Source organism: Streptomyces sp. NPDC094032, assembly GCF_040303965.1.
Taxonomy (GTDB): Bacteria; Actinomycetota; Actinomycetes; order Streptomycetales; family Streptomycetaceae; genus Streptomyces.
This window is the reverse complement of the sequence record NZ_JBEOUE010000016.1, coordinates 92206-117847: the sequence shown is the minus strand read 5'-3', so window position 1 is coordinate 117847 and position 25642 is coordinate 92206. Positions and strand designations below refer to the sequence as shown.

Below are 25642 nucleotides of genomic sequence, written 5' to 3'. Positions count from 1 at the left end.
TTGTCACCCGCGACCGCCTTCCCTTGCTTCAACGGAGGGAAGACGGTGCGGGTTCCCCTCGGGGCGGCGGGCGTCAGCCGCCGTAGACGTGGGGGGCGAGGGTGCCGACGAAGGGGAGATTGCGGTACTTCTCGGCGTAGTCGAGGCCGTATCCGACGACGAACTCGTTCGGGATGTCGAAGCCGATCCACTTCACGTCGATGGCGACCTTCGCCGCGTCCGGCTTGCGCAGCAGGGTGCAGACCTCCAGGGAGGCCGGCTCGCGCGAGCCGAGGTTGGACAGGAGCCAGGACAGGGTCAGGCCCGAGTCGATGATGTCCTCGACGATCAGGACGTGCTTGCCCTTGATGTCGGTGTCGAGGTCCTTGAGGATGCGCACGACTCCGGAGGACTGGGTGCCCGCGCCGTAGGAGGAGACGGCCATCCAGTCCATGGTGACGGGGGTGGACAGCGCGCGCGCCAGGTCCGCCATCACCATCACGGCGCCCTTGAGGACACCGACGATGAGCAGGTCCTTGCCCGCGTACTCCGCATCGATCTTCGCGGCCAGCTCGGCCAGCTTCGCGTCGATCTCTTCCTTGGTGATGAGCACCGACTGGAGGTCGGTGCCCATGTCCTTCTCGTTCACCCGGGTCACTTTCGTTGCAGCTTGCGTCAGCCTTGCCGAATGACCAGTCTGCCACCCTGGCGGCGCGCCTCGACGCGCCCGGGCAGGTTGATGGCTCCCTGGCCGCGCCAGCCGGTGATCAGGCGGTCGACCTCTTCGATGTGGCGGGCGAAGAGGGAGCCCGCGGGGGCGCCCTCGGCGATGACGGCGCGGCGCAGGACGCGGCGCCGGACGGCGGGGGGAAGTCCGAACAGCTTGGCGCATTCGAGGCGTCCGGTGTCGTCGCGGACGGAGGCCTCGGCGTCGGCGGCCCAGGAGTCGAGGGCGTCGGCGTCGTCGCGGGAGAGTTGGGCCGTTCGGGCGAGGGCTTCGACGACTCCCTTGCCGAGCGCCTTCTCCAGGGCGGGGAGGCCCTCGTGGCGGAGGCGGGAGCGGGTGTAGGCGGGGTCGGCGTTGTGGGGGTCGTCCCAGACGGCGAGCTCCTGGGCGATGCAGGCCTTGCGCACGGTCTGGCGGTCGAGCTCCAGGAAGGGGCGGCGGTAGCGGCGCGCGGTGCCGGAGACGGCGGCCATGCCGGAGAGGGAGCGGATGCCGGAGCCGCGGGCGAGGCCGAGGAGGACGGTCTCGGCCTGGTCGTCCCGGGTGTGGCCGAGGAGGATCGCGGTGGCGCCGTGGCGTTCGGCGGCGGCGTCGAGGGCGGCGTAGCGCGCGTCGCGGGCGGCGGCCTCGGGGCCTCCGTCGCGGCCGACGGTGACGGCGACGGCTTCGACGGGGTCGAGGCCGAGGGAGGTCATGCGGTCGGCGACTTCGCGGGCGCGCTGTGCGGAGCCGGTCTGGAGGCCGTGGTCGACGGTGATGCCGCCGGCGCGGACGTCCAGCTTGCGGGCTTCGAAGGCGAGGGCGGAGGCGAGTGCCATGGAGTCGGCGCCGCCGGAGCAGGCGACGAGGACCAGGGGGTGTGCGCCGGGTCGGCCGTCGGGGCCGCCTTCGGGGGTGGGGTGCTGGGTGGTGTGCTCGGTGAGAACGTCGTGGAGTACGCGGCGGACCGCCAGGCGTATCGCCGCGACCGCAGGATGGGGACCCATGTCCGGTGCCCTTCGTGGAGAGAGTGCAGTGCCTCGGTCGGAGTCTTAACGGTCGGAAGTGGGGGTTCGGTCACTCAGAGTGCGACGATGGTGACAGAACCTGGCCGTTACCCGAGCATTGCACGCCTCACCCGCCGGTTACGGTCCCTCGGATGGGTGATTGGTGGGGTGTTCTTCCGCCATCCGGCCCATCCGCCTCACGAGTCTGCCCTACGGTGCACCCTCGCCACCCAGTCGGCGGGGCGGGCGATCTCGGCCTTGGTGGGGAGGGTGTTGGGCGAGGTCCAGACGCGGTTGAAGCCGTCCATGCCGACCTCGTCGACGACGGCGCGGACGAAGCGCTCGCCGTCGCGGTACTGGCGCAGCTTGGCGTCGAGGCCGAGCAGCTTGCGCAGGGCGAGGTCGAGGCGGGAGGCGCCGCGGGCGCGGCGCTGCTGGAACTTCTCGCGGATCTCGGCGACGGAGGGCACGACGTCGGGTCCCACACCGTCCATGACGTAGTCGGCGTGGCCTTCGAGCAGGGACATCACGGCGGTGAGGCGGCCGAGGATCTCGCGCTGTTCGGGGGTCTGGACGAGTTCGACGAGGGAGGGGGAGGGCTCGTCCCGTTCGCCTTCGGGACGGCCGCCGACGAGGGCCTGGGCGGCTTCGCGGAGGCGTTCGACGACGGTGGAGGGGTCGACGTCGGTGGCGGCGAGGAATGACTGGATCTCGCCCTGGAGGTGGTCGCGCAGCCAGGGGACGGCGGTGAACTGGGTGCGGTGGGTCTCCTCGTGGAGGCAGACCCAGAGCCGGAAGTCGTGCGGGGAGACGTCGAGCTCGCGTTCGACGTGGACGATGTTGGGGGCGACGAGCAGGAGGCGTCCGGCGCCGTCGGCACCGGCGGGCAGGTCGCGGCCGGCGGGGGCGAAGGTCTCGTACTGGCCGAGGATGCGGGAGGCCAGGAACGACAGGAGCATGCCGAGTTCGACGCCGGTGACCTTGCCGCCGACGCTGCTGAGGACGGCGCCGCCGGTGGAGCCGGAGCGGCGCTCCTGCATCTTGTCGAGGAGCGGGGCGAGCAGTTCGCGGAAGCCGGCGACGTTGGCCTTGATCCAGCCCGCGCGGTCGACGACGAGGACGGGCGTGTCGGGGGTGTCGGCGGGGTCGCGGTCCTCGGGGATCATCCGGGTGTAGGCGCGGACGTGTTCCTCGGCGGCCTTGGCGTGTCTGCGGAGCTCGGCGACGACCTCGCGGGCCTCCTCCCGGCTCACCTCGGGGCCCGGGCGCACCAGGCGGGTCGCCGTCGCGACGGCGAGATTCCAGTCGACCATCCCCGATGTGCCTGCACCACCGATGCTCGTCATGCGTCAACCGTACGGTCTCGGGGCCCGTTCGGTGAGGGTTCGGGCGAGTGTTCCCCCGGGTCAGCGCGGCGGGGCGAGGGCGGCCGAGAGGCGGTCGAGGGCGGGCTGGGCGGTGTCGGGGGAGCTGGTGCGGCCGGCGAGGAACGCGAAGGCGAGGAGGCGGCCGTCGGCGGTGACGACGGTCCCGGCGAGCGTGTTCACGCCCGTGAGGGTGCCGGTCTTGGCGCGGACGACGCCCGCGCCGGGGGCGGTGGCGTCGGTGGTGAAGCGCCCGGCGAGGGTGCCGCTGAAGCCGCCGACGGGCAGTCCGGTGAGGACGGGCCGCAGGGCGGGGCGGGCGGGGTCGGCGGCACGGCTGAGGATGCCGGTGAGCAGGGCGGCGGAGACCCGGTCGCGCCGGTCGAGTCCGCTGCCGTCGGCGAAGCGGGCGCCCGCGAGGGGGAGGCCGAGGCGGGCGAGCTCGCCGTGGACGGCCTTGGCGGCGCCGGTGGCGCTCGCGGGCTGCTTGCGGGCGAGGGCGGTCTGCCGGGCGAGGGCCTCGGCGAGGTCGTTGTCGCTGTTCGTGAGGGTGCGCTCGACGAGGTCGGCGAGGGGTGCGGAGTCGGTACGGGCCAGGGGCGCGGCCCCCTGGCCCTTGGGGGTGCGGCCGGGGGCGGGGTCGCCCTGGACGGTGAGGCCCGCGGCGCGCAGGAGGCCGGCGAAGGCGGTGGCGGTGTCGCCCGCCGGGTCGGCGGTGCGGGGCGCGGGTCCGCTGCGGCTGCCGTCGAGGCGGCCCTCCTCGGTCATGAGGGCGCTGATCGGGGCGAGGTTCTCGTTGGGACCGATCGGGTGGAGCGCGGGGCCCTGGTAGAGGCTGGTGTCGTAGACCAGCCGGACGGGCCCGGGGGCGGTGGCGCGGGCCTTGAGGGCGCGGGCGGTGGCCTCGGCCAGCTTCTTGAGGCGGGCCTTGTCGAGGGTGGGGTCGCCGCCGCCGACGAGGGCGACGGTGCGGCCGTCGGCGCTGCCCACGGTGGTGGTGCCGATGCGGTGGTCGGGGCCGAGGGCGGAGAGCGCGGCGGCCGCGGTGGCGATCTTGACCGTGGAGGCGGGGGTCATCGGGGTGTCCGCGCCCTCCCCGTACAGCCGTCGGCCGGTGGTGGCGTCGACGACGGAGGCGGTACGGAGCGGGCCGAGGCCGGGGTCGGCGAGGAGCGGGACGAGGACGGCCGCCCAGTCGGTGGGGCGGGCGGGGCCGGTGGGGTCGCCCGTCCGGGTGGCGTCCGGGGTGCCCGGGGCGTCGGTGGTCCCGGTGGCTCCGGTGGTCCCCGGGGCGCCGAGGGCGCGCAGGACACCGGCGGCGCTGGGGGCGGGCGCGGGGGTGCGGGCGGGGGCCGGTCCGGGGGCTCCGGCGTGATGTGCGCCACCCCTGTGGTCGGCGGCGGCCGCGCGGGCCCGCTCGGCCTTACGCTGACCGGAGTCCCACGGGCCGGCCGCGGTCACCGCTCCGGCGGCCAAGGCCAGACCGAGCACGGCGGAGCCGGTCACGAGCTGCCAGGTTCTCGGCTCCGACATGTGATGACCAGCCCCTTTCGCGATCAAGACCGTGCGTGAGAGACACTTAACCACCGCGCGTCGTCGCGAGCATTGACATGTGTTGATTCAGGAGGAGATCCACCCGTGGAGTTCGACGTTCTCATCGAGATCCCCAAGGGGTCGCGGAACAAGTACGAGGTCGACCACGAGACCGGTCGGATCCGCCTGGACCGCCGCCTCTTCACCTCGACCGCCTACCCGACGGACTACGGCTACGTCGAGAACACCCTCGGCGAGGACGGCGACCCGCTGGACGCGCTCGTCATCCTGGACGAGCCGACGTTCCCGGGCTGCCTCATCAAGTGCCGCGCCATCGGCATGTTCCGCATGACGGACGAGGCCGGCGGCGACGACAAGCTGCTGTGCGTCCCGGCGACGGACCCGCGCATGGAGCACCTGCGCGACATCCACCACGTGGCCGAGTTCGACCGCCTGGAGATCCAGCACTTCTTCGAGGTCTACAAGGACCTGGAGCCCGGCAAGTCCGTCGAGGGCGCCGACTGGGTCGGCCGCGCCGAGGCCGAGGCCGAGATCGAGAAGTCGTTCCAGCGTCTGAAGGACCAGGGCGGCCACTGAGCCCCTGTCCGGCTGATGTCCGGCTGAGCCTGTGAAGGGCGGCGCACCTGCTGAGGTGCGCCGCCCTTCGCACATTCATACTGGGCTCGACAGTGGCGTGATCAGTCGCCCCGTGGCGTGATCGCGCGGGTGCCCGGCCGGGAGTGAGGGCGGAGACAGTGGTGGCGAAGCCGGACGGCCCGGAGGGGGCCCCGGAGGACCGGAAGCCGCCCTCGGACGAGGCGCGCAGCGCGTTCGCCCCGCCGCCCGGGGTCGAGCAGCCCGCGCCGCCGGAGGAGGAGCACCCGACCTCCGAGTTCGCCCTGCCGGAGGGGTTCGCGCCGGAGCCGCCGGTGGAGCAGGAAGGTTCCGCCTTCGCCCCGCCCTCGACGTACTCCGCGAAGGACTCCCCGCCCGCGTTCACGCCCGCGTACGGGATACCGCTGGTCCGGATGGCGCAGGACGCGCCCTGGCAGGACCGGATGCGGACGATGCTGCGGCTGCCGGTCGGTGACCGGCCGGTGCCGGAGTCGCCGCGCAAGGAGGACGAGACCGGTCCGCCGGTGGCGCGCGTGCTCGACCTGACCCTGCGCATCGGCGAGCTGCTGCTCGCGGGCGGCGAGGGGGCGGAGGACGTCGAGGCGGCGATGTTCGCGATCTGCCGCGCCTACGGGCTCGACCGGTGCGAGCCGACGGTCACCTTCACGCTGCTGTCGATCACGTACCAGCCCTCGCTCGTGGAGGACCCGGTCACCGCGAACCGCACGGTGCGGCGCCGGGGCACCGACTACACCCGGCTCGCGGCCGTCTACCAGCTCCTCGCGGACATCGACTCGGGGACGCACGAGGTGTCGCCGGAGGAGGCGTACCGGCGGCTCGCGGAGATCCGGCGCAACCGGCACCCGTACCCCGGCTGGGTGCTCACGGCGGCGGCCGGGATGCTGGCCGGGGCGGCGTCGGTGCTGCTCGGCGGCGGGCCGACGGTGTTCTTCGTGGCGGCGCTCGGCGCGGTGCTCGGCGACCGGCTCGCGTGGCTGTGCGCGGGGCGCGGGCTGCCGGAGTTCTACCAGTTCCTGGTGGCGGCGATGCCGCCGGCCGCGATGGGGGTGGCGCTGACGCTGCTGCACGCGGATCTGCGGCCCTCGGCGGTCATCACGGGTGGCCTGTTCGCGCTGATCCCCGGGCGGGCCCTCGTGGCGGCCGTGCAGGACGGTCTGACCGGCTTCTACATCACGGCCTCGGCCCGGCTCCTGGAGGTCGGCTACTTCTTCGTGGCGATCGTGGTGGGCGTGCTCTCGGTGCTGTACCTGGCGGTGCAGTTCGGGGCGCAGCTGAACCCGGAGGGGGCGCTGCGGCCGGTGGAGCGGCCGGTGACGCAGATCGTGGCGTCGATGGTGCTGTGCGCGACCTTCGCGATCCTGTTGCAGCAGTCGCGGGCGACGGTGCTGTTCGCGACCCTGAACGGCGGGGTGGCCTGGGTGATCTACGCGTCGATCGCGGTGACCGCGGGCGGCTCGACGGTGATGGCGACGGCGGTCGCGGCCGGTCTGGTGGGTCTGTTCGGGCAGCTGATCGCCCGCTACCACCACACCTCGTCGCTGCCGTACGTGACGGCGGCGATCGGTCCGCTGCTGCCCGGCTCGGCGACGTACTTCGGTGTCCTCGCCATCGCCCAGAACAACCTGGACGGGGGCTTCGCCTCGCTGGCGAAGGCGGCGGCCCTGGCGCTGGCCATCGCGATCGGGGTGAACCTGGGCGGCGAGCTGGCCCGCCTCTTCATGCAGGCCCCGGCCGCGGCGGCGGCCCGCCGGGCGGCGAAACGCACCAGGGGCTTCTAAGGCGTACGGCCCTGGAAACCCCTGGTCAGTTTGGGTAGGTCCCGGTCAGCGCTTGGCGTGCCGGCCGCGCTCGGCCGGGGGGTTCGGGGTGCCGGGGGCGTCGTGGCCGGTGCCCTCGGCCTGCTTCTTCTTCTTCGACTGGGAGCGGGCCCGCAGGTACTCGATCACGATCGGGACGACCGAGATCAGCACGATGCCGACGAGGATCATCTCGATGTGCTTGTGCACGAAGTCGATCTTGCCGAGGGAGGCGCCGAGCAGGGTCACACCGGCGCCCCAGAGCACGCCGCCGATGATGTTGAAGGTGATGAAGGAGCGGTAGTTCATCCGGCTCACACCGGCGATGATCGGCGTGAACGTCCGCACGATCGGCACGAAGCGGGCCAGGATCAGCGACTTCGGGCCGTGCTTCTCGAAGAACTCGTGCGCCTTCTCCACGTTCTCCTGCTTGAACAGCTTGGAGTCCGGGCGGGTGAAGAGCGCCGGGCCGACCTTGCGGCCGAAGAGATAGCCCACCTGGTCGCCGATGATCGCGGCGGCGACGATCAGCGTGCACACCAGCCACAGCGGCGAGTCCAGCTTGCCCGTGGTGACGAGCAGGCCGGTGGTGAAGAGGAGCGAGTCGCCCGGCAGGAAGAAGCCGATGAGGAGTCCGGACTCGGCGAAGACGATGACGAGGACACCGATCAGGCCGAAGGTCTGGATCAGATAATCCGGGTCCAGCCAGCTCGGTCCGAGGGCAAGCGTGTTCACGGGTTCCGGGCTCCTGCGGTCTGTGGGGGCGAGAAGGACGACGGGGACGGGGCGGGAAGGACGCGTGGCGCGTCGAGGAGATTGTCGTACGGAACTGCCGCCCCAAGCTACCAACGCGGAGCGGACCCCTCGGGTTCCACCCGGGCCCCGCGACCGTACGACGCCCCTCCGGATGCGCCCCCGCGCCGCCGCCCCCAGGCTGAGGGCCAGGAGGTGGATGCGGATGAGCATCGACGAGTACGGCGGCGGCCAGGGTCCTCAGTCGGATGTGCTGGTGGTCACGACGAACGACGTGCCCGGGTACGAGGTGCGCCAGGTGATCGGCGAGGTCTTCGGCCTGACCGTGCGCTCCCGGCATCTGGGCAGCCAGATCGGCGCGGGTCTGAAGTCGATGATCGGCGGGGAGCTGAAGGGCCTGACGAAGACCCTGGTGCAGACCCGCAACCAGGCGATGGAGCGCCTGGTGGAGCAGGCGAAGGCGCGCGGCGCGAACGCGGTCCTGATGTTCCGCTTCGACGTCACGGAGGCGGCGGATGTCGGTACCGAGGTCTGCGCGTACGGCACCGCCGTGGTCATCGCGCCGCGCGCCTGAGGCTCCGGGAGGGGCGCGCGCCGGTCGCCGCGCGCCCCCGCCCCGTCTCAGCCGGCCAGGCGGCGCGCGTTCGCGTGGATCGCGCCCCGCAGGTGCTCGGCCAGGCCCTCGTGCAGGGAGTCGTAGAAGGCCCGGAAGTTCTCGTCGGAGACGTACATCTCGGCCAGACCCTGGTGGATCTTCGGGTGGCAGTCGAAGAACCAGGTGGTGATGTGGGCGCGGTGCGCCTCGGCGAGCTCCATGGCGGCCGGGGAGCCGGGGGCCTCACCGGCGTCCATGAGGGCGCCGTAGGCGGTGCCCCAGGCGTCGATCTCCTCCTTCATGCGCCGCCAGTCGTCCTTGGTGTACGTGGCGACCCGGGCCTGCGTCTCCTCGTGGGTGTGGGTGCCGCCCCAGCGGCGGGCGGACTCCTCCGCGTACCGCTCGGGGTCCTTGTGTCCGAAGACCTCGAACTTCTCCTCGGGCGTGAGGTTGATGCCCATGCGTCTCGCCTCCATGGCGCGCTCGACGGCCGCCGCCATCCTCCGCAGTTCCCCGATGCGCCCGGTCAGCAGCTCGTGCTGCCGCCGCAGGTGCTCCCGCGGGTCGGCGCCGGGGTCGTCGAGGAGGACGGCGACCTCTTCGAGGGGGAAGCCGAGCTCCCGGTAGAACAGGATCTGCTGGAGCCGGTCGAGGTCCGCGTCGGCGTAGCGGCGGTGGCCCGCCGGGCTGCGTCCGCCGGGCCTGAGCAGCCCGATCGCGTCGTAGTGGTGCAGGGTGCGCACCGTGACACCGGCGAAGCCGGCGACCTGTCCTACGGAGTAGCTCATCGGCTCCCCGCCCCTTCTCTGTGTCGGTTCGCGTGTCAGCCTCGGGCCTGACGTGGCGTGAGGTGCAAGCCCCGCTCCGCCCGACTCCGTGATCCGCTCGGGATGTTGTGCGGCATTTGTCCACTTATGGTGAGTCGGTGGCCACCGATACCTCCGCCCCCGAGGCGCCCCACCGGATCCTGTTGCCCCAGATCCTGCCCGCCCTCGTGGTCGGCGTGGGATCGGCCCTGCTCTTCCTCGGGATCAGCGCGATCGCCGAGCAGCTCCAGCACGTGCTGTGGAACACCCTCCCGGACGCACTCGGCATCGGGAACTACTCCTCGCTCTGGATGATCAGCACCCTGACCGCGACCGGCATCGCGGTCGGTCTCGTCGTGTGGAAGGTGTACGGGCACGCCGGCTCCGACCCGGCCGAGGGCGGGCTCGGCGGCCCGCCGATCGCCCCCTCGGTCGTGCCCGGCCTGCTCGTCGCCGCCACCTTCTCGCTGGCCGGCGGCGTCAGCCTCGGCCCGGAGAACCCGACGATCGTCGCGGCCATCGCCCTGACCTTCTGGCTGGGCGGCAAGGTCCTGCCCCGCGTGCCGGGCGTCCTGTGGGTGTCGCTGGCCACCGCCGCCACCTTCGGCGCCCTGTTCGGCACCCCCGTGGCCGCCGCCCTCGTCCTGTCCGAGGCGCTGACCACCCAGCCGGGCAAGGGCTCGCTCTGGGACCGGCTCTTCGCCCCGCTGGTCGCCGCCGGGGCCGGGGCCATGACCACCCAGCTCCTCTCGAACCCCAGCTTCGACATCGGGCTGCCGCCGCTGAACGACCCCGGCTTCGCCGACCTCGTCGCCGCGCTGGTCGTCGCCGCCCTCGCCGCCGTCTTCGGCCTGCTCTCCTGCTACGCCTTCCCGTACGTCCACACGGCCTTCCAGCGGCTGCGGCACCCCATGCTGATGCTTCCGGCCGGCGGACTCGTGCTGGGCCTGCTCGGCGCGCTGGGCGGGCATCTGACGCTCTTCAAGGGCCTGGCGGAGACCAGGGAGCTCGCCGAGAACGTCGGCGTCTTCGGCTCCGGCGAGCTGGCCAAGCTGGCCGTGGTCAAGACGGTCGCCCTGCTCGTCGCCGCGGCCTGCGGCTTCCGCGGCGGCCGGGTCTTCCCCGCCGTCTTCATCGGTGCCGCCTTCGGGCTGTGCGCCCAGGCCCTGGTCCCCGAGATCCACCCGGCGGTGGCCGTCTCCGCGGGTGTCCTCGGCGTCCTGCTCGCCACCACCCGGCAGGGCTGGGTGAGCCTCTTCGTCGCCGCCGTGCTCGCCTCCTCCCCGTCGATGGTCGCCGTGCTCTGCATCGCGATCCTGCCCGCCTGGCTGGTCGTCACCGGCCGCCCGATCCTGGAGCTCGACGAGCACGGCAAGTCCCTGCATTGAGCCCCCACCACCCCCTCAGAACGCCCCCGAAGGAGCCACCGTGGCACTGCACAAGGGACCCGCCGACCAGGAGAGCGACCTCCACCGCCGACTCGCCTTCAACCCCTTCTACGGGGAGGCCAACCCCGTCAGCGGCATGACCGAGGCCCCGCCCCGCCACCGGCTGCCCGACGGGCCGCTGCCGCCCATGAGCGCCTATCAGCTCGTCCACGACGAGCTGATGCTCGACGGCAACTCCCGCCTCAACCTCGCCACCTTCGTCACCACCTGGATGGAACCGCAGGCCGGGGTGCTGATGGCCGAGTGCCGCGACAAGAACATGATCGACAAGGACGAGTACCCGCGCACCGCCGAACTGGAGCGCCGCTGCGTCTCGATGCTCGCCCACCTGTGGAACGCGCCCGACCCCTCGACCGCCGTCGGGTGCTCCACCACCGGCTCCAGCGAGGCCTGCATGCTCGCCGGGATGGCCCTCAAGCGCCGCTGGACCCACCGCAACTCCGACCGCTACCGCGGCGGCGCCCGCCCCAACCTGGTGATGGGCGTCAACGTCCAGGTCTGCTGGGAGAAGTTCTGCAACTTCTGGGAGGTCGAGGCCCGGCTCGTACCGATGGAGGGCGGGCGCTTCCACCTCGACGCCGAGACCGCCGCCGCGCTCTGCGACGAGAACACCATCGGCGTCGTCGCCGTCCTCGGCTCCACCTTCGACGGCTCCTACGAGCCCGTCGCCGAGATCTGCGCCGCCCTCGACGCCCTCCAGGAGCGGACCGGGCTCGACATCCCCGTCCACGTGGACGGGGCCTCCGGCGCGATGGTCGCCCCCTTCGTCGACGAGGACCTGGTCTGGGACTTCCGGCTCCCCCGGGTCTCCTCGATCAACACCTCCGGCCACAAGTACGGGCTCGTCTACCCGGGCGTCGGCTGGGCGCTGTGGCGCTCCCCCGCCGAGCTCCCCGAGGAGCTGGTCTTCCGGGTCAACTACCTGGGCGGCGACATGCCCACCTTCGCCCTCAACTTCTCCCGGCCGGGCGCCCAGGTCGTCGCGCAGTACTACACGTTCCTGCGGCTGGGCCGGGAGGGCTTCCGGGCGGTCCAGCAGACCAGCCGGGACGTCGCCAGGGGCCTGTCCGAACGGATCGAGGCCATGGGCGACTTCCAGCTCCTGACCCGGGGCGACGAGCTGCCCGTCTTCGCCTTCACCACCGCGCCCGACGTCACCAACTTCGACGTCTTCGACGTCTCCCGGCGGCTGCGCGAGAGCGGCTGGCTGGTCCCCGCGTACACCTTCCCCGCCAACCGGGAGGACCTGTCCGTGCTGCGGATCGTCTGCCGCAACGGCTTCTCCGCCGACCTGGCCGGCCTCCTCGTCGAGGAGCTGGACCGGCTCCTGCCCGAACTGCGCCGCCAGCCGCACCCGTTCACCCAGGACCGGCAGGCGGCGACGTCCTTCCACCACTGAGGGGCCCGGCCCGGCCGGCCCGGCGCTATCTGCCGAGCCGGCCGAACCGGCGGACCGCCAGCGGGAAGAAGACGGCGAGCAGGGCCAGCGGCCACAGCACCGCGAGGCCGGTCCAGCCCGGTTCGCCGCCGGGGCCGCCGAGCAGCTCCCGTACCGCGGTCGCCGTCGCCGACATCGGGTTCCACTCCACGGCCGTGCCGAGCCAGCCCGGCATGGACTCCGGCGCGGCGAAGGCGTTGGAGAGGAAGCCGAACGGCCAGACCAGGATCTGCACCGCCTGCACCAGCTCCGCGCGGCCCGCGAGCAGGGCCAGGTGGATGCCGATCCACAGCATCGCGAAGCGCAGCAGGAGCAGCAGCCCCATCGCCCCGAGGAAGCCGCCGACGCCGCCGTGCGTCCGCCAGCCGATCGCGTAGCCGACGCCCGCCATCAGCAGCAGCCCCACCACGGACTGGAGCATGTCGGCGGCGGCCCGCCCCACGAGCACCGCGCCGTCGGCCATCGGCATCGAGCGGAAGCGGTCGATCACGCCCTTGTCCAGGTCGCGGGTGACCGCCGTCATCGTGCCTTCGAGGCCGAAGACCATGGTCAGGGTGAGCATCCCCGGGACGAGGAAGTCGACGTAGTCGCCCTCGACGGCCCGGCCGCCGCCGACCAGGTAGCCGAACATCAGCAGCATCATGACCGGGAAGACCAGGCCGACGATGACCTGGACCGGCTGCCGCGCCCAGTGCGCCAGCTCGCGCCGGGTCATGGTCCAGCAGTCGCTCACCGCGTACGCCGCGCTCATGCGGCCACCTCCGCCTCTTCCGTACGGTCTCCGGTCAGGTGCAGGAACACCTCGTCCAGCGTCGGGCGGCGCAGGGCGACGTCCTCCGCCTCGATCCCGGCCGCCTCCAGGGCCCGTACGGTCTCGGCGAGCGAGGCCATCCGGTCCCGTACGGGGGCGCTGATCCGCCGCCGGTCCCGGTCCACGTCCGCGTCCCGAGGACCGAACGGGAGCACCCGCAGGGCCTCGTCGAGCCGTGCCCCGTCCCGTACGACCACGTCGATCCTGTCCCGGCCCGCGCGGGACTTCAGCTCGTCCGGGGTGCCGTCGGCGACCACCCGGCCTCGGTCGACCACCGAGATCCGGTCGGCGAGACGGTCCGCCTCCTCCAGGTACTGGGTGGTCAGGAGCACCGTCGTGCCGCCGCCGACCAGGGAGCGCACCGAGTCCCAGACCTCGGCCCGGCCGCGCGGGTCGAGACCGGTGGTCGGCTCGTCCAGGAACAGCACCTCCGGCTCGGTGATCAGCGAGGCGGCCAGGTCGAGCCGCCGCCGCATGCCGCCGCTGTACTTCCGTACGGCCTTGGGGCCGGTGTCCGCGAGGCCGAAGCGCTCCAGGAGCTCGTCCGCCCGCTGCCCGGCGCGCCGGGCGCCCAGGTGGTGCAGGCGCGCGAACATCTCCAGGTTCTGCCGCCCGGACAGCTCCTCGTCGAGCGCCGCGTGCTGGCCGAGCAGCCCGATCCTGCGGCGCACCTCGCCGGCCTGCCGCCGCACGTCGAAGCCGGCCACCCGGACCTGGCCCTCGTCGTGGCGGAGCAGGGTGGCCAGGACCCGCACGGTGGTGGTCTTGCCCGCGCCGTTGGGGCCCAGCAGGCCGTGCACCGTGCCGCGCGGGACGGCCAGGTCGAGGCCGTCCAGGGCGGCCTTGTCGCCGTACCGCTTCCGTGCGCCCTCCACGAGGATCGCGTCGGTGTTCATCGACATCCCTTCCAGGTAGTCAAACTTGACCAGTCGCTCGCGGTGGAGGGTATGCCCTGCCGGGCGGCTAGTCAAACTTGATTAGCATGAGTGAGAAAGCGGGCCCGGCTCTCGCCCGCGGCCCGCCGCCTCACCGCCTCACTACGCGAACGGGTTCTCCTCGCCGTCCGCCAGCACGCCCACGAAGGGGTCGCCCTCCCCCGCGAACACGTACGCCCCGCCCTCGATCCGTTCGATCAGGCCGAGCGTCCACACCCGGCCCGCCTCGGCCGAGTGGATCCAGAGGTGCATGATCTCCCCGATGTGGCCGAGCTGCTCGGGCCCGCCCTCGGGGGTGTAGTACTCGGTGACCGCCGCCCGCCACGCGTCCAGGGCCCGCAGCCGGGCCCGCAGCAGCTCCACGGCCTCGGCGCGCGGCAGGTCCACGATGAAGCCGATGCCCGCCGACAGGATGTCCATGTCCTGGTCGTACGTGGAGATCGCGGCGCGCAGCAGCCGCAGGTACTCCTCGCGGCCGGCGTCCGTGATCTCGTACTCGACCCTCGGCGGGCCGCCCGCCGTGCTGGGCGCGACCTCGTCGGCGTGCAGCAGTCCCTGCTTCGCCATCTGCTTGAGCGCGTGGTAGATCGAGCCCGGCTTGGCGTTGGACCACTCGTGCGCGCCCCAGTACTCCAGGTCGTTGCGCACCTGGTAGCCGTGGGCGCGGCCGTGCTGCTTGACCGCGCCCAGGACGAGAAGGCGGATTGCTGACATGCCCCCGAGTCTAGGAACTCCGCTTCTCCAGGTCGATCAGCTCGAAGGAGCCCTTGCCGTCCAGGGACTCCCGGATGATGTCCGCGTGCCCGGCGTGCCGGCCCGTCTCCTGGACCAGGTGCAGCAGCATCCAGCGGACCGAGACCCGCCCGTCCTTCGGGAACCAGGGCGCGGGCGGCAGCGGGAAGGTGTCGTCGAGGCTCGGCACGGACCGGACGAACTCCTCGGTCTCCTCGGCCACGCCCTGCCAGAAGGCCACCACCTCCGGGATGGTCTCGCCGTCGACGAGCCGGAAGCCCTCGCCCCAGTTCTCCTCCGCGCGCTGGCGCTCGTTCGGGCGCTCCTGCGCCAGCCGCAGCCAGTTCAGCTCGGCCTCGGCGACGTGCTTGATCAGGCCCGAGAGGCTCAGTTCGCTGACGCTCGGGCGGCTCGCCGCCTGCTCCTCGGTGAGGCCGAAGGAGGCCCGGATCACCGCCTCGCGCTGCGCCCGGATGAAGTTCAGGAACGTGTCGCGCTCGCCGATGTGCTGCCCCGTGGGAACAAGAGCCACCATGGTGTCCACCTTCCGTAGGTCGGTCGGCCCGCCTTCTCCGACACCGACCAACCTACGGGTTGTCTAGGACGGATACCGTCCTAGAACGGGAAGCGGCTGCGCCCGTACTGGATCGAGATCCACTTCTGCGTGGTGAAGGCCTCGATCATCGCCTCGCCGTTGAGCCGGCCGATGCCCGAGTGCTTCTCGCCGCCGAAGGGGACGATCGGCTCGTCGTGCACGGTGCCGTCGTTGATGTGGATCATGCCGGTGTGGATGCGCTTGGCGACCCGTACACCCCGCTCGATGTCGCCGGTGTGGACGGCGCCGCTGAGCCCGTACGGGGTGTCGTTGGCGATCCGTACGGCCTCGTCCTCGCCGTCGAAGGCGACGATCAGGGCCACCGGGCCGAAGATCTCCTGGCCGAGGACCGGCGCGTCGGCGGGGATCCCGGCGAGGACGGACGGCGCGACGACATTGCCCTCGACCGGGCCGCGCAGCAGGGCGGTCGCGCCGGCCTCGACCGCCTGGTCGACGAGCGCGGAGACGGCCTCCGCCTGCTGGGAGTTGATGAGCGGGCCGATGTGGGTGCCGGGGTCGGCCGGGTCGCCGACCCGCAGGGTCCGCACCTTCGCCACGAACTTCTCGGTGAACTCCGCCTCCACCCGGCGGTCCACCAGGATCCGGTTGGCGGCCATGCAGACCTGGCCCTGGTGCACGAAGCGGCTGAAGACGGCCGCGTCCACCGCGTAGTCGAGGTCGGCGTCGTCGAGGACGATCAGGGCGCTGTTGCCGCCGAGTTCGAGCACGGCGTGCTTGAAGTGCTGGGCGCAGACGGTGGCGACGTGCTGACCCACCCGGTCGGAGCCGGTGAAGGAGATGACCTTCGGGACCGGGTGGGTCAGCAGGGCGTCGCCGATCTCGGCGATGTCGGTGACGACGACGTTGAGCAGGCCGGCCGGCAGGCCCGCCTCCTCCAGGACCCTGGCGACGAGGGTGCCGCCGCAGATCGGGGTGTTCTGGTGCGGCTTGAGGACGACGGCGTTGCCGAGCGCGAGGGCCGGGGCGACCGACTTGATCGACAGCAGGAAGGGGAAGTTGAACGGCGAGATGACGCCGACGACACCGACCGGCAGCCGGTAGACCCTGTTCTCCTTGCCGTCCACCGGCGAGGGCAGGATCCGGCCCTCGGGGCGCAGCGCCAGGTGGACCGCCTCGCGCAGGAACTCCTTGGCCAGGTGCAGCTCGAAGGCGGCCTTGAGCCGGGTGCCGCCGAGCTCGGCGACGATCGCCGCGGCGATGTCGTCCTCGCGGTCCTCGACGATCCGCAGCGCGCGCTCGAAGACGAGCCGGCGGGTGTACGGGTTGGTCTCCGCCCACTCCGCCTGGGCGCGCTCGGCGGCCCGGTAGGCCTGGTCGACCTCGGCCGCGCTGGCGACCGTGATCGAGGCCAGCTTCTCCCCCGTGTAGGGGTTGAAGTCGATGATGTCCCACGAGCCGCTGCCGGGCTTCCATTCGCCGTCGATGTACTGGTGGGCCAGTTCGGTGAAGTAGGAAACAGACGATGACGACGGCGACATGGACGAGACCCCTCACTGGCGTACTGATGTCACGTCATCGTACTGACGTATCAGGAGAGTTGAAGGAGTCCCCGCAGAACGTCGCGGCTTTCGGCCGGGTCCGGGCTGTCCGCGCGCAGCTTCTCCATCACCCGGGCGTACTGGGCGACCTCCTCGCGCTTGTCGAGATAGAGGGCGCTGGTCAGCTGCTCCAGGTAGACGACGTCGGAGAGGTCGGACTCGGGGAAGCTGAGCATGGTGAAGGCGCCGCTCTCGCCCGCGTGGCCGCCGAAGCTGAAGGGCATGACCTGGAGCGTGACGTTGGGGTGCTCGGAGATCTCGATGAGATGCCGCAACTGCCCCTGCATGACGGACCGGTCGCCGTACGGGCGGCGCAGCGCGGCCTCGTCGAGCACGGCGTGGAACTGCGGGGCGCGCTCGGAGACCAGGACCTTCTGGCGCTCCAGGCGCAGCGCGACCCGGCGCTCGATCTCGGCGCGCGGGGCGCCGGGCATGCCGCGGGTGACGACGGCGTGGGCGTAGGCCTCGGTCTGGAGCAGGCCGTGGATGAACTGCACCTCGTAGATACGGATGAGGGAGGCGGCGCCTTCGAGACCGATGTAGGTCTGGAACCAGCCGGGCAGGACGTCGCCGAAGCTGTGCCACCAGCCGGCCACGTTGGCCTCGCGGGCCAGGCCGAGGAGCGAGCCGCGCTCGGTCTCGTCGCCGACTCCGTAGAGGGTGAGCAGATCCTCGACGTCCCTGGCCTTGAAGCTCACCCTTCCCAACTCCATACGGCTGATCTTGGATTCGGACGCGCGGATCGAATACCCGGCGGCTTCCCGGGTGATGCCACGCGATTCACGCAGCCGCCTCAGCTGGGAGCCCAGCAGGATGCGGCGCACCACACTCCCGCTCGCCCCGCTCGATTCGCCCGCCGTCACGGCTCCAGCCTCCCCATCACGGTGCTCCCGCCCCTCAAGATCAATCTGGATCAATCCGATGCCGAGCCCCCGTCGAGCCCCGGATTCTGCCACTAAACGCTTCAGCGCGTACACATTCGATTACGGATAGGGGGCGGGTTCCGGGCAGCGGGGTCACTCGTACGGGGCGACTTATGCACAGATTCGGCACGGGGGCGGACAGGTCCGGCGCGTGCACGTGCATCTGCCCTTGCATCCCTCCTCCGCATTCGGAACCATGGAGCCCGCACAGCCGTGTACTCGCGCGTGCTGCCGCACCGTTGTCGCACCAGTTGTCGCACCACAGTCGCGATTCCCGGGAGTGCCTCGCATGGGACCGAATGGATCGACCATGCTCGAGCCGTTACGGCAGGGTCTTCCGCCGATCGATCCCGCGGCCGTCTCCAACTCCGCCTCCTGCGCCCTGCCGCCCCGCTACGAAGCGGTGCGCGGCGCGCGGAAGTTCACCAGTCGGACGCTGACCAACTGGGATCTCGCGGACCGGTTCGACGACGTGGCCCTGGTCGTCTCGGAGCTCGTCACCAACGCGCTGCGGCACGCGGTGCCGGGCGAGTCGGCCCCGGCGTACGAGGAAGGCCTGAATCCGCCCGTCCGCCTGCATCTGATGCGCTGGGCCTCGCGCCTGGTGTGCGCCGTGCGCGACCCCAGTCAGGAGAGCCCGGAGGCGCGCGAGGCCGGCGAGGACTTCGCCGCCGAGTCGGGCCGGGGGCTGTTCCTGGTGGAGTCCTTCAGCGACAGCTGGGGCTGGCATCCGCTGGCGGGCACGCTGCACGGCAAGGTGGTGTGGGCGCTGTTCCGGCTGGGGCCGGAGTAGTCCCGAGGGGACGGACAGGACGTACGAGAGGGCCCCGGTGGCAGTCGCCGCCGGGGCCCTCTCGTACGTCCGCGTCTCACACCAGGTGGTCGAACTCCCCGTCCTTGACGCCCAGCAGCAGGGCCTCTATCTCGGCGGGCGTGTAGACGAGCGCGGGGCCCTCCGGGTGACGCGAGTTGCGGACGGCGACGTCACCCCCGGGCAGCTTGGCGAACTCCACGCAGGAGCCCTGGGAGTTGCTGTGCCGGCTCTTCTGCCACACGACACCACGAAGCTCCGTGGCCGCCATGCCGTTGTACGCGTGGTGCGCGTGGTGCACTGGTAGCTCCCCGAGGTTTCTGGTGCATGTGTCAACTTCCTCGGATCATAGCTGTGTTCATATGCCGATGCATGAGCAGATGCACGTGCACGAGGGGTGGCGTAGCGACTACGCGACTGTGCGTGGGGCGACTTGACCGCTGGTCAGACCTCCAGGAAGGCGTCGAAGGAGGACGGCAGCCGCCGCCAGGCGGCGCGCCCCGCGGCGTACTCGGCGTCCGTGAGCAGACAGGACCCGAGGAGCTCGGCGAGCCCCTCGCGGTCGAGGCCGGGCGAGGTGAAGACCAGGCGCTGGCAGCGGTCCCCGTGCTCGGGGTGCCAGTCCAGGGCGGCGGCGGCCCGGCGCAGCGGCGGGGTCCGGTCCCAGGCGGCGTCGGGCAGCGAGGCCAGCCACGGACCCGCGCTCTCCACGCAGAGCGCGCCGCCCGCCGCGTCCCAGGCCAGCAGGGTGTCGGGCCGGTCGGCCAGGTAGAAGCGCCCCCGGCTGCGGGCGGCGGCGCAGGTCAGCTCCTCCAGGGCCGCGTAGAGCCGCCCCGGGTGGAAGGGCCGCCGGTGCTGCCACACATAGGTGCCGACCCCGTGGGCGTCGGCGTCTTGCGGCAGCAGCGCGCAGGCCGGGTGCTGGGCGGCGGCCGCGGCCTCGACGTCGAATCCGGCGAAGACGGCGGCGGCGAGCTCCCCGCCGAGGGGAGCGGGGCGCTCCGCCGGTGCCGCGACCGCGACCGCGACCCGGCGGGCGGTGGGGTGGAGCTGGGCCAGGAGGGCGTGGTCCTCCTCGTCGGCCTCGGGGCTGTCGAGGACGGCGAGCACCGGCGCGTACTCCAGCTGGCGGGCCCAGGTGTCGGCGACGGTCCGCCGGTCGGTGGCGGCCGCGGCGAGCCCGGCGTCGGCGAGGTCGTCGCCGTTGCCGAGGTACGGCAGGAGCAGGGCCGGGTCGACGGCGGTGACGACCCCGCCGATCCGCAGCCCCGCCGCGGCGATCACCTCGGCCATCGTCCTCGGCTCGACGGAGTCCCAGAGCTCGACGACCGCGAGCCGGGTGAGCCCGGACTCCGCGAGCCGCCGCAGCTCGGGGACGAGGTCCTCGCGCAGGGCGCAGCAGGCGCAGTCGTCGACGAGCGGCGTCTCGCCGGCGGACAGCGGGCCGTCGGCGTCGCGGACGGTACGGGTGACGGTGCCGGTCCGCGCGGCGGCCGCGAGGTCGTGGTGGAGCGCCACGCTGGCGGGGACGGCCGCGAGCAGGTGGTCGACCGCGGCGCGGCGGGCGTCGGCGTGGAGCCCTCCGACGAGGGCGACGGTGAACATCAACGCCCCTCCCTACGCGCGCCGCCGCGGGACGACCCGTACCGCTTCTCGAAGCGCTCGACGCGGCCCGCGGTGTCGAGGACCCGGGCCGTGCCCGTATAGAAGGGGTGGCTCGCCGAGGAGATCTCGACGTCGACGACGGGGTAGGAGCGCCCGTCCTCCCACTCGACCGTGCGGTCGGAGGTGAGGGTGGAGCGGGTGAGGAAGGCGAAGCCGCCGGCCTTGTCGCGGAAGACGACGGGGCGGTACGCGGGGTGGATTCCGGGCTTCATCGGGGCTCAGCGCTCCTCTCGGAAGTCGACGTGCCGGCGGACGACCGGGTCGTACTTCCGCAGGGTCAGACGTTCGGGATCGTTCCGGCGGTTCTTGCGGGTGACGTAGGTGTGTCCGGTGCCTGCGGTGGACCGGAGCTTCACGATCGGGCGGAGTTCGTTGCGGGCCATGGTGTGTAGAGTAAATGAAAACGATTCCCATTACCAAAGGCAGGTCACCTTGTCCGCCCACTGCCAGCTGACCGGGGCGCGTCCCGGCTTCGGCAACCGCGTCTCGCACTCCCACCGCTTCGACCCCAACATCCAGCGCAAGCGCTACTGGCTCCCGAGCGAGGGCCGCCATGTGCGCCTCACGCTGAGCGTCCGCGCCATCAGGACCGTCGACGCGATCGGCGTGGAGGCGGCCGTGGCCCGCATCCGGGCCCGCGGGGTGCGGGTCTGATGGCCAAGGCGAGCAAGATCGCGCGCGACGGGCACCGGCGGCGCGTCGTGGCCCGGTACGCCGAGCGGCGCGCCGCGCTGAAGGAGCTGATCCGCCGCCCGGGCACGCCCGAGGCCGAGCGGACGGCGGCGCTGCGCGCCCTGCGCCGCCAGCCGCGCGACGCGAGCCCCACCCGGCTCCGCAACCGCGACGCCGTCGACGGGCGCCCCCGCGGCCACCTGCGGAAGTTCGGCCTCTCCCGGATCCGGACCCGGGAGCTGGCCCACGCGGGGATGCTGCCGGGGGTGCGCACGGCGTCCTGGTGACGCCACCGGGGCCCCGGGCCCCGGCGCCTACCGCCGCGACGACTCCGTCAGTGCCAGCGACAGGTCGTCCAGGGCCTCCAGGAGCAGGGGCGCGCCCTTGCGCAGCAGGAAGTGGTCCGGTGCGCCCTCCCCCGCCGCCCACGCCGCGACCAGTGTGCGCAGCTCGTCCCAGCGCGGGGTCTTGCGCTCCCGGACCGCCTTCGCGCCCCGCTCCGTCGCCCGCCGCAGCGCCTCCGCGAGCGCGGCGGCCTCCGGGACGGGCGGGGCGTCGCGCTCGGGCAGGTGGGCCTCCAGGAGCATGGCGACGCGGCCGAGCTGGGCCAGCGCGTCCTCGGCCGCGTCCGCCGCCGCGTGCGACAGGCCCCGGTGGCGGACCGGCTCGTGGGTGGCCCTGGTCAGCCCGTCCTGCCAGGCGATCCGGGCGGCGCGGGTGCCGAGCAGCGCCTCGCGCACATCGGGGCAGGAGGGCCCGGCCGGGTCCGCGTAACGGGCGACGACGGCCGCCGCGTACCGCCCGTCGGCCACCAGCCAGTCCGCCAGCCTGCCGCGCAGCCTCGGCGTCTCCCAGGCCGGGTAGACCGCGTACGCGAGCATCGCGAGGACGCCGCCGAGCAGGGTCAGCAGCACCCGGTCCCGGATGGTCTGGGAGAGGCCCTCGCCGGCCATGCCGAGCAGGAAGACGACGTACGCGGCGACGAAGACCTGGCTCATCGCGTACCCCGTGCGCATCAGTAGGTACATCCCGAAGGCGCACAGCACCGCGAGCGCCGCCGAGGCGTACGTCCCCGGGTGCGCGGCCTGCACGATCCCCGACGCGAGGGTGACGCCGACGAGGGTGCCGCCGAAGCGGGCGACGGAGCGCGCGTACGTCTGCGTGAAGTCCGGGCGCATCACCATCACCGAGGCCATCGGCGCCCAGTAGCCGTGCCCGAGCGGGAGGGCGGTGCCGATCAGATAGCCGGTGGAGGCGACCGCCGTGACCCGGACCGCGTGCCGCAGGATCGGCGACTCGTGGCGCAGCTCGGCGCGCATCTTCGCGAGCGCCACCGGGGCGAGCCGGACCAGGGTCGGGCGGCTGCGGGCCTCGGCCGCCGTCTCCGTGCGGGGCTCGGCGGTCTCCACGACGTCGCCGAGCAGCGCGGCGAGCCGGGTCGCCGCCCGGCGGGGCGCGCCGGTCAGGATCGCGCCGGTGTCCGGCGTGCGCAGCGCGGCGGCGGCCGCGGGCGGCAGCTCGACCGGTTCGCCGTGCCGGATCGCGTGCGCGGCCGCGTCCAGCACCTCACCCGCCGCCGCCAGCAGCTCCCGCACCCGGTCCCGCTGCGGGCCCTCGGCGGGCGCGCCGACGGCCGGGTCCGCGAGGGAGGCGAGCACCGGCCGGATCCGCTCGGCCAGACCGCGCGCCCCGTGCAGTTCGGCGGGGCGGTGGCGGGCCTGGCGCGGGGTGACGGCGGCGGCGCTGCGGGCCGTCATCAGCGGTACGGGGTCGAAGGAGGCGATCGGGTCGTGGCGCAGCCGCCGGGCGTAGTCGGCCTCCGCCGCGAGGGCGTCGGCGAGCGCGTCGCGCTGGGCGCCCCAGCGGCGTACCGGCAGGACGACGATCAGCGCGGCCTGCACGAGACCACCGACGGCGATCATCGCGGCGTGCCCGGCGGCGGTGAGCGCCGAGGTGGGCAGGGTGACCGTGACCAGCATGATCGCCACGTTGGACCCGGCGATGATGCCGACGGTGGGCCCCACGGCCCAGGCCAGGCCCGCGAGGAAGGTCCACACCGCGAGCAGGACCAGGAAGAGGACCTCGTGGGAGGCGGTCAGATAGCCGAGGAAGGTCGAGACGGCGAGGCTCGCGCCGGAGGCCATCGCGAGGGTCGGGCGGGGCCGGTACGAGCGCTGGAAGGTCGCGATGGCCGCCTGGAACGCGCCGAACGCGGACGACGCCGCCACCACGGGCCCGAACAGCGCGAGCGAGAACCCGACGACGAGCGCGAGCCCCAGCGCGCCGCGCGCCGCCACGGCGGGTTCGAGCCGCCGCCGCTCGACGGAGAGCCCCGAGCGCGCGGTCTCCTTCAGCGCCCGGAGCCAGCTCATGGGGGGAGCCTAGCCGCGATCTGGGGCGAAGCGGGCATTCGGCCGCGCGGGGGGGGCGAGGGGAGGCCGACCGGGGGCCGACGGGAGCCCGACCGGTCAGGTCAGCGCGGCGCGGATCGCCGCTTCGACCCGGGCGGCGGTGTCGGCATGCCCGGCGGCGTTGGGGTGTACGACGGTGGCGCGGTGGCCGGCGGAGCATGTCAGGCGGAAGGTGCCGACGGCGACCCGGTCGGGCCAGTACGGGGCCGCTTCGCCACAGACGCCCTCCACCCACTTCACGGCAGGGGGCCGGCACACGTCGTGGCCCGTACTGGAGGCGGCGGTGTCGACGTACGTGCCGCCGTTCCACTCCGTCAGGGCCCGGATGATCGCGTCGAGCCGGGCGGCCACGCCGTGCAGCCAGGCGATGTCCCCGTGGGTGGCGGAGATCCGGCCGAGGCCCTCGACGTCCGCCGCCAGTTCGGTGGTGTCCCGGCGGTCGCAGCCGGTGGGGTCCGCGGGGAAGATCGTGGGGTAGCCGACCGTGACGACCTCGGCGTGCGGCGCCTTCCGGCGTACGTCGCGCAGCATGCGCGCGTACTCCCGGGCGACCCGCGCGTACTTGTCGCCGATCGGCTCGGGGTCGAGGGACGTGCCGCCGGTCTCGTAGGAGTCCCGGCAGGGGGTGGCGTCGTCCGGCTGCCCCACGCCGGCGAGCAGGCAGGACGTGAACAGCTTCCCGAAGGACAGGCTGTTGCCGCCGATGCCGATCGTGACCACGTCGATGCCCGCGTCCAGCCCGGCCCTCTCGGCCTGGGGGGCCACGTCCGGCCAGCCGCCCTCGGGGGGCTCCACCGGGCTGATCGGGGTCTGCCGGTCCGTGGCGATGTCGGCGAGGGTCGCGGCGCCGCAGCTGACGTCGGTCAGGACCACCTTCCGGCCCCCCGGCGGGGCCGCCGCGAGACCGGCCGCGACGAGGGCCGGGTACGCGCCCGTGGTGCGGTCGCAGCCGTCCCGGTCCGCGCTGCCGAGCGCCGGGACGGGGTCCCCGACGAACACGCCGGACGTGTACGAGTCGCCGAGCGCCGCCCACCGCACCGGCTCGGGCGCCACCGTCGCCGCCCTCGCCGCCGCGCCGCCGGGCGCGGCGGCGGCGAGGGTCAGCGCGACGGCCGCGCCGAGCGCGGTCCTGCGGGCGAGGGAGGGGACGAGAGGGGACACGTGGCTCTCCTGGGAGCGGGGAACGGACCCGACGAGGGGTGACGTCGCGCACTCAATCAGTGACGCTCCGGGGTCGTCCAGCGCGCTCGGCGCTCCTTCACCCCACCGCTCAGCGGATCTCGCCCCTCGGCGGCGCCCCCAGGCCCGCCCGGTCCGCCGCCGTCGTGCCGTGCGTCCAGCCCTCCTCGTCCCAGGCGGCCCGCACCCTGCTGGTGCGGGTCTCCGGGAAGAGCTCGTCCGTGCGGGCGGTGACCGCGACCTCGCGGGTGGCGAGGGCCGGGAGGAGGGTCGGGGCCTCGGCGGCGACCCGGCGGGAGGTGGCGGAGAGGCGGGCGCCGAGCCGGTTCGCGTAGGCGAGGAGGAAGGACTGGCGGAAGGACTTGGTGCGCTTGCGGCCGCCGGCCCGCTGCTCGGCCTCCGCCCGGGTCATCGCGGCCGTGCCCTGCACGAGGAGCGAGGTGTGGAGCAGCTCCACCGGGTCCAGGTCCGCCTCGAAGCCGACCACCGTCGAGAAGCCGAGGCCCTCGTTCCAGACGGCCCGGCAGTGGTTCGCCGTCGCCACGGCGTCCAGCAGGATCGCCTTCGCCTGCTCGTACGGCGCGTCGACGCCGATCCGGATCGCCCCCGGCGTCTCGGGCGAGGGCGCGCCCGCCGCGAGGGTCGCCTCGTCGAGGCTGTGGCGGGCCATCAGCTCCTGGGCCTTGGCGGTCAGCGCCTCGGCCTCCTCGGCGTACGTCGTCGCCTCGGCCTTCGCGAGCAGCGCCCGGATCCGGGACAGCGTCTTCGGCTCGCCCGCGACGGGCGGCGGCAGCGGTTCGCCCGGCACGGGCCCGACGGCGTCGAGGCGGGGCAGCCGGACGAGGAGCCGGTACAGCTCCAGGACGCCCGTCGCGTACGAGAAGCGGTCGGTGGTCCGGCCGACCGGTTCGAGCGCGTCAAGCTGGGCCCGCCAGCGGTGCGGGAGGCGCTCGTAGCGGGCGGTCTCCGCGAGGATCAGGCCGGTCAGGAGCCCGACGTGCTCCTCGGCCAGCTCGCGGCGGGCCATCCGGGCGAGGTCGGCGGGCTGCCAGCCGCGCGTCCACAGGGACCGGACGAACTCCTCGCCGCGCCGCGCCAGTTCGGCGTCGGCGCCGGGGGCGGCGGCGAGCAGGGAGGCGGCGGTGTCGAGCGCCCTGTCGTCGTTCCCGTACAGCGCCTTGAGTGCCTCCTCGACGGTACGGACCGCCTCGGCGGCGCGGTCGCCGGCGGGGGCGCCGTCCGCGCCCCTGCCCGTACCCGTACCCCTGCCCGTACCCCTGCTCATCCC

The 25642-nt window shown here is 73.2% G+C and carries 27 protein-coding genes; 8 read left to right on the top strand and 19 right to left on the bottom strand.

Annotated features, from left to right (window positions below; genetic code table 11):
- Positions 1-73 precede the first annotated feature (73 nt).
- The 4 genes from hpt to dacB form a co-directional block, all read right to left on the bottom strand.
- Entirely contained in the window at positions 74-613 is a 540-nt protein-coding gene (gene hpt / locus ABTZ54_RS22675; RefSeq protein WP_067161225.1) for a hypoxanthine phosphoribosyltransferase, read from the bottom strand.
- Positions 614-654: 41 nt separating this feature from the next.
- A complete protein-coding gene (gene tilS, locus ABTZ54_RS22670; protein WP_351666010.1) occupies positions 655-1692 on the bottom strand; it encodes a tRNA lysidine(34) synthetase TilS in 1038 nt (345 codons plus the stop codon).
- Positions 1693-1889: 197 nt separating this feature from the next.
- The gene (locus ABTZ54_RS22665; RefSeq protein WP_351666006.1) at positions 1890-3038 is read right to left on the bottom strand and encodes an Rv3626c family coenzyme F420 biosynthesis-associated protein; all 1149 of its coding nucleotides are present in this window, start codon (positions 3036-3038) and stop codon (positions 1890-1892) included.
- Between the two features lie 60 nt (positions 3039-3098).
- Positions 3099-4589: a D-alanyl-D-alanine carboxypeptidase/D-alanyl-D-alanine endopeptidase gene (dacB, locus tag ABTZ54_RS22660; protein WP_351666004.1), complete on the bottom strand. Its 1491-nt coding sequence runs from the start codon at positions 4587-4589 to the stop codon at positions 3099-3101.
- A 105-nt stretch (positions 4590-4694) separates the two neighbouring features.
- Here dacB and ABTZ54_RS22655 point away from each other — a divergent pair, with 105 nt between their 5' ends.
- Positions 4695-5186 carry an inorganic diphosphatase gene (locus ABTZ54_RS22655; RefSeq protein ID WP_351666002.1) on the top strand — a complete coding sequence of 164 codons (492 nt, stop codon included), beginning with the start codon at positions 4695-4697 and terminating at the stop codon, positions 5184-5186.
- A gap of 158 nt (positions 5187-5344) precedes the next feature.
- A complete protein-coding gene (locus ABTZ54_RS22650; RefSeq protein ID WP_351666170.1) occupies positions 5345-7003 on the top strand; it encodes a threonine/serine exporter family protein in 1659 nt (552 codons plus the stop codon).
- A 45-nt stretch (positions 7004-7048) separates the two neighbouring features.
- Here the strand turns inward: ABTZ54_RS22650 and ABTZ54_RS22645 are convergent, their stop codons facing one another.
- On the bottom strand, positions 7049-7756 hold the full coding sequence (locus ABTZ54_RS22645; RefSeq protein ID WP_351666000.1) for a DedA family protein: 708 nt from the start codon (positions 7754-7756) through the stop codon (positions 7049-7051).
- 223 nt (positions 7757-7979) lie between these two features.
- Here ABTZ54_RS22645 and ABTZ54_RS22640 point away from each other — a divergent pair, with 223 nt between their 5' ends.
- A complete protein-coding gene (locus tag ABTZ54_RS22640) occupies positions 7980-8348 on the top strand; it encodes a YbjQ family protein (protein WP_351665998.1) in 369 nt (122 codons plus the stop codon).
- Positions 8349-8395: 47 nt separating this feature from the next.
- On the opposite strand, the gene ABTZ54_RS22635 is transcribed toward ABTZ54_RS22640, so the two are convergent.
- Positions 8396-9157, bottom strand: coding sequence for a MerR family transcriptional regulator (locus ABTZ54_RS22635; RefSeq protein ID WP_351665996.1), 762 nt, complete (start codon positions 9155-9157; stop codon positions 8396-8398).
- Between the two features lie 137 nt (positions 9158-9294).
- On the opposite strand from ABTZ54_RS22635, the gene ABTZ54_RS22630 reads away from it, so the two are divergent.
- Both ABTZ54_RS22630 and gad read left to right on the top strand, forming a co-directional pair.
- On the top strand, positions 9295-10563 hold the full coding sequence (locus ABTZ54_RS22630; protein ID WP_351665994.1) for an ion channel protein: 1269 nt from the start codon (positions 9295-9297) through the stop codon (positions 10561-10563).
- 40 nt (positions 10564-10603) lie between these two features.
- Positions 10604-12022: a glutamate decarboxylase gene (gad, locus tag ABTZ54_RS22625; RefSeq protein ID WP_351665992.1), complete on the top strand. Its 1419-nt coding sequence runs from the start codon at positions 10604-10606 to the stop codon at positions 12020-12022.
- 25 nt (positions 12023-12047) lie between these two features.
- On the opposite strand, the gene ABTZ54_RS22620 is transcribed toward gad, so the two are convergent.
- The 6 genes from ABTZ54_RS22620 to ABTZ54_RS22595 form a co-directional block, all read right to left on the bottom strand.
- A complete protein-coding gene (locus tag ABTZ54_RS22620) occupies positions 12048-12812 on the bottom strand; it encodes an ABC transporter permease (RefSeq protein WP_351665991.1) in 765 nt (254 codons plus the stop codon).
- Complete coding sequence (locus tag ABTZ54_RS22615) at positions 12809-13768, bottom strand: ATP-binding cassette domain-containing protein (RefSeq protein WP_351665989.1); 960 nt, start codon at positions 13766-13768, stop codon at positions 12809-12811. The genes ABTZ54_RS22620 and ABTZ54_RS22615 overlap by 4 nt, the downstream gene beginning before the upstream one ends.
- A gap of 141 nt (positions 13769-13909) precedes the next feature.
- Positions 13910-14521, bottom strand: a complete 612-nt coding sequence (locus ABTZ54_RS22610) for a PadR family transcriptional regulator (RefSeq protein ID WP_351665987.1) — start codon at positions 14519-14521, stop codon at positions 13910-13912.
- Between the two features lie 10 nt (positions 14522-14531).
- Positions 14532-15074 carry a DinB family protein gene (locus ABTZ54_RS22605; RefSeq protein WP_351665985.1) on the bottom strand — a complete coding sequence of 181 codons (543 nt, stop codon included), beginning with the start codon at positions 15072-15074 and terminating at the stop codon, positions 14532-14534.
- A gap of 80 nt (positions 15075-15154) precedes the next feature.
- Positions 15155-16633 (bottom strand): aldehyde dehydrogenase family protein, encoded by a 1479-nt coding sequence (locus ABTZ54_RS22600; RefSeq protein WP_351665983.1) that lies wholly within the window; start codon positions 16631-16633, stop codon positions 15155-15157.
- Positions 16634-16683: 50 nt separating this feature from the next.
- Positions 16684-17556, bottom strand: a complete 873-nt coding sequence (locus tag ABTZ54_RS22595; protein WP_351665981.1) for a Sco1979 family transcriptional regulator — start codon at positions 17554-17556, stop codon at positions 16684-16686.
- A gap of 349 nt (positions 17557-17905) precedes the next feature.
- Between ABTZ54_RS22595 and ABTZ54_RS22590 the strand changes: the two genes are divergently transcribed.
- Complete coding sequence (locus ABTZ54_RS22590) at positions 17906-18409, top strand: ATP-binding protein (RefSeq protein ID WP_351665979.1); 504 nt, start codon at positions 17906-17908, stop codon at positions 18407-18409.
- A gap of 76 nt (positions 18410-18485) precedes the next feature.
- Here ABTZ54_RS22590 and ABTZ54_RS22585 read toward each other — a convergent pair whose 3' ends face one another.
- The 4 genes from ABTZ54_RS22585 to rpmG form a co-directional block, all read right to left on the bottom strand.
- Positions 18486-18698, bottom strand: coding sequence for a DUF397 domain-containing protein (locus ABTZ54_RS22585; protein WP_041129870.1), 213 nt, complete (start codon positions 18696-18698; stop codon positions 18486-18488).
- Between the two features lie 173 nt (positions 18699-18871).
- Positions 18872-20032 (bottom strand): GTP-binding protein, encoded by a 1161-nt coding sequence (locus tag ABTZ54_RS22580; RefSeq protein WP_351665977.1) that lies wholly within the window; start codon positions 20030-20032, stop codon positions 18872-18874.
- The gene (locus tag ABTZ54_RS22575; RefSeq protein WP_351665975.1) at positions 20032-20304 is read right to left on the bottom strand and encodes a type B 50S ribosomal protein L31; all 273 of its coding nucleotides are present in this window, start codon (positions 20302-20304) and stop codon (positions 20032-20034) included. The genes ABTZ54_RS22580 and ABTZ54_RS22575 overlap by 1 nt, the downstream gene beginning before the upstream one ends.
- 6 nt (positions 20305-20310) lie before the next feature.
- A complete protein-coding gene (rpmG, locus tag ABTZ54_RS22570) occupies positions 20311-20475 on the bottom strand; it encodes a 50S ribosomal protein L33 (protein WP_351665973.1) in 165 nt (54 codons plus the stop codon).
- Positions 20476-20524: 49 nt separating this feature from the next.
- Here rpmG and rpmB point away from each other — a divergent pair, with 49 nt between their 5' ends.
- A complete protein-coding gene (rpmB, locus tag ABTZ54_RS22565; RefSeq protein ID WP_351665971.1) occupies positions 20525-20746 on the top strand; it encodes a 50S ribosomal protein L28 in 222 nt (73 codons plus the stop codon).
- Positions 20746-21051: a 30S ribosomal protein S14 gene (rpsN, locus tag ABTZ54_RS22560; RefSeq protein WP_351665969.1), complete on the top strand. Its 306-nt coding sequence runs from the start codon at positions 20746-20748 to the stop codon at positions 21049-21051. The genes rpmB and rpsN overlap by 1 nt, the downstream gene beginning before the upstream one ends.
- 27 nt (positions 21052-21078) lie before the next feature.
- Here rpsN and ABTZ54_RS22555 read toward each other — a convergent pair whose 3' ends face one another.
- The 3 genes from ABTZ54_RS22555 to ABTZ54_RS22545 all read right to left on the bottom strand — a co-directional run bounded on the left by ABTZ54_RS22555 (position 21079) and on the right by ABTZ54_RS22545 (position 25639).
- Positions 21079-23136 (bottom strand): FUSC family protein, encoded by a 2058-nt coding sequence (locus ABTZ54_RS22555; RefSeq protein WP_351665967.1) that lies wholly within the window; start codon positions 23134-23136, stop codon positions 21079-21081.
- A gap of 96 nt (positions 23137-23232) precedes the next feature.
- Entirely contained in the window at positions 23233-24336 is a 1104-nt protein-coding gene (locus ABTZ54_RS22550) for an SGNH/GDSL hydrolase family protein (protein ID WP_351665965.1), read from the bottom strand.
- Positions 24337-24445: 109 nt separating this feature from the next.
- Positions 24446-25639 (bottom strand): DUF2786 domain-containing protein, encoded by a 1194-nt coding sequence (locus tag ABTZ54_RS22545; protein WP_351665963.1) that lies wholly within the window; start codon positions 25637-25639, stop codon positions 24446-24448.
- Positions 25640-25642: the final 3 nt, after the last annotated feature.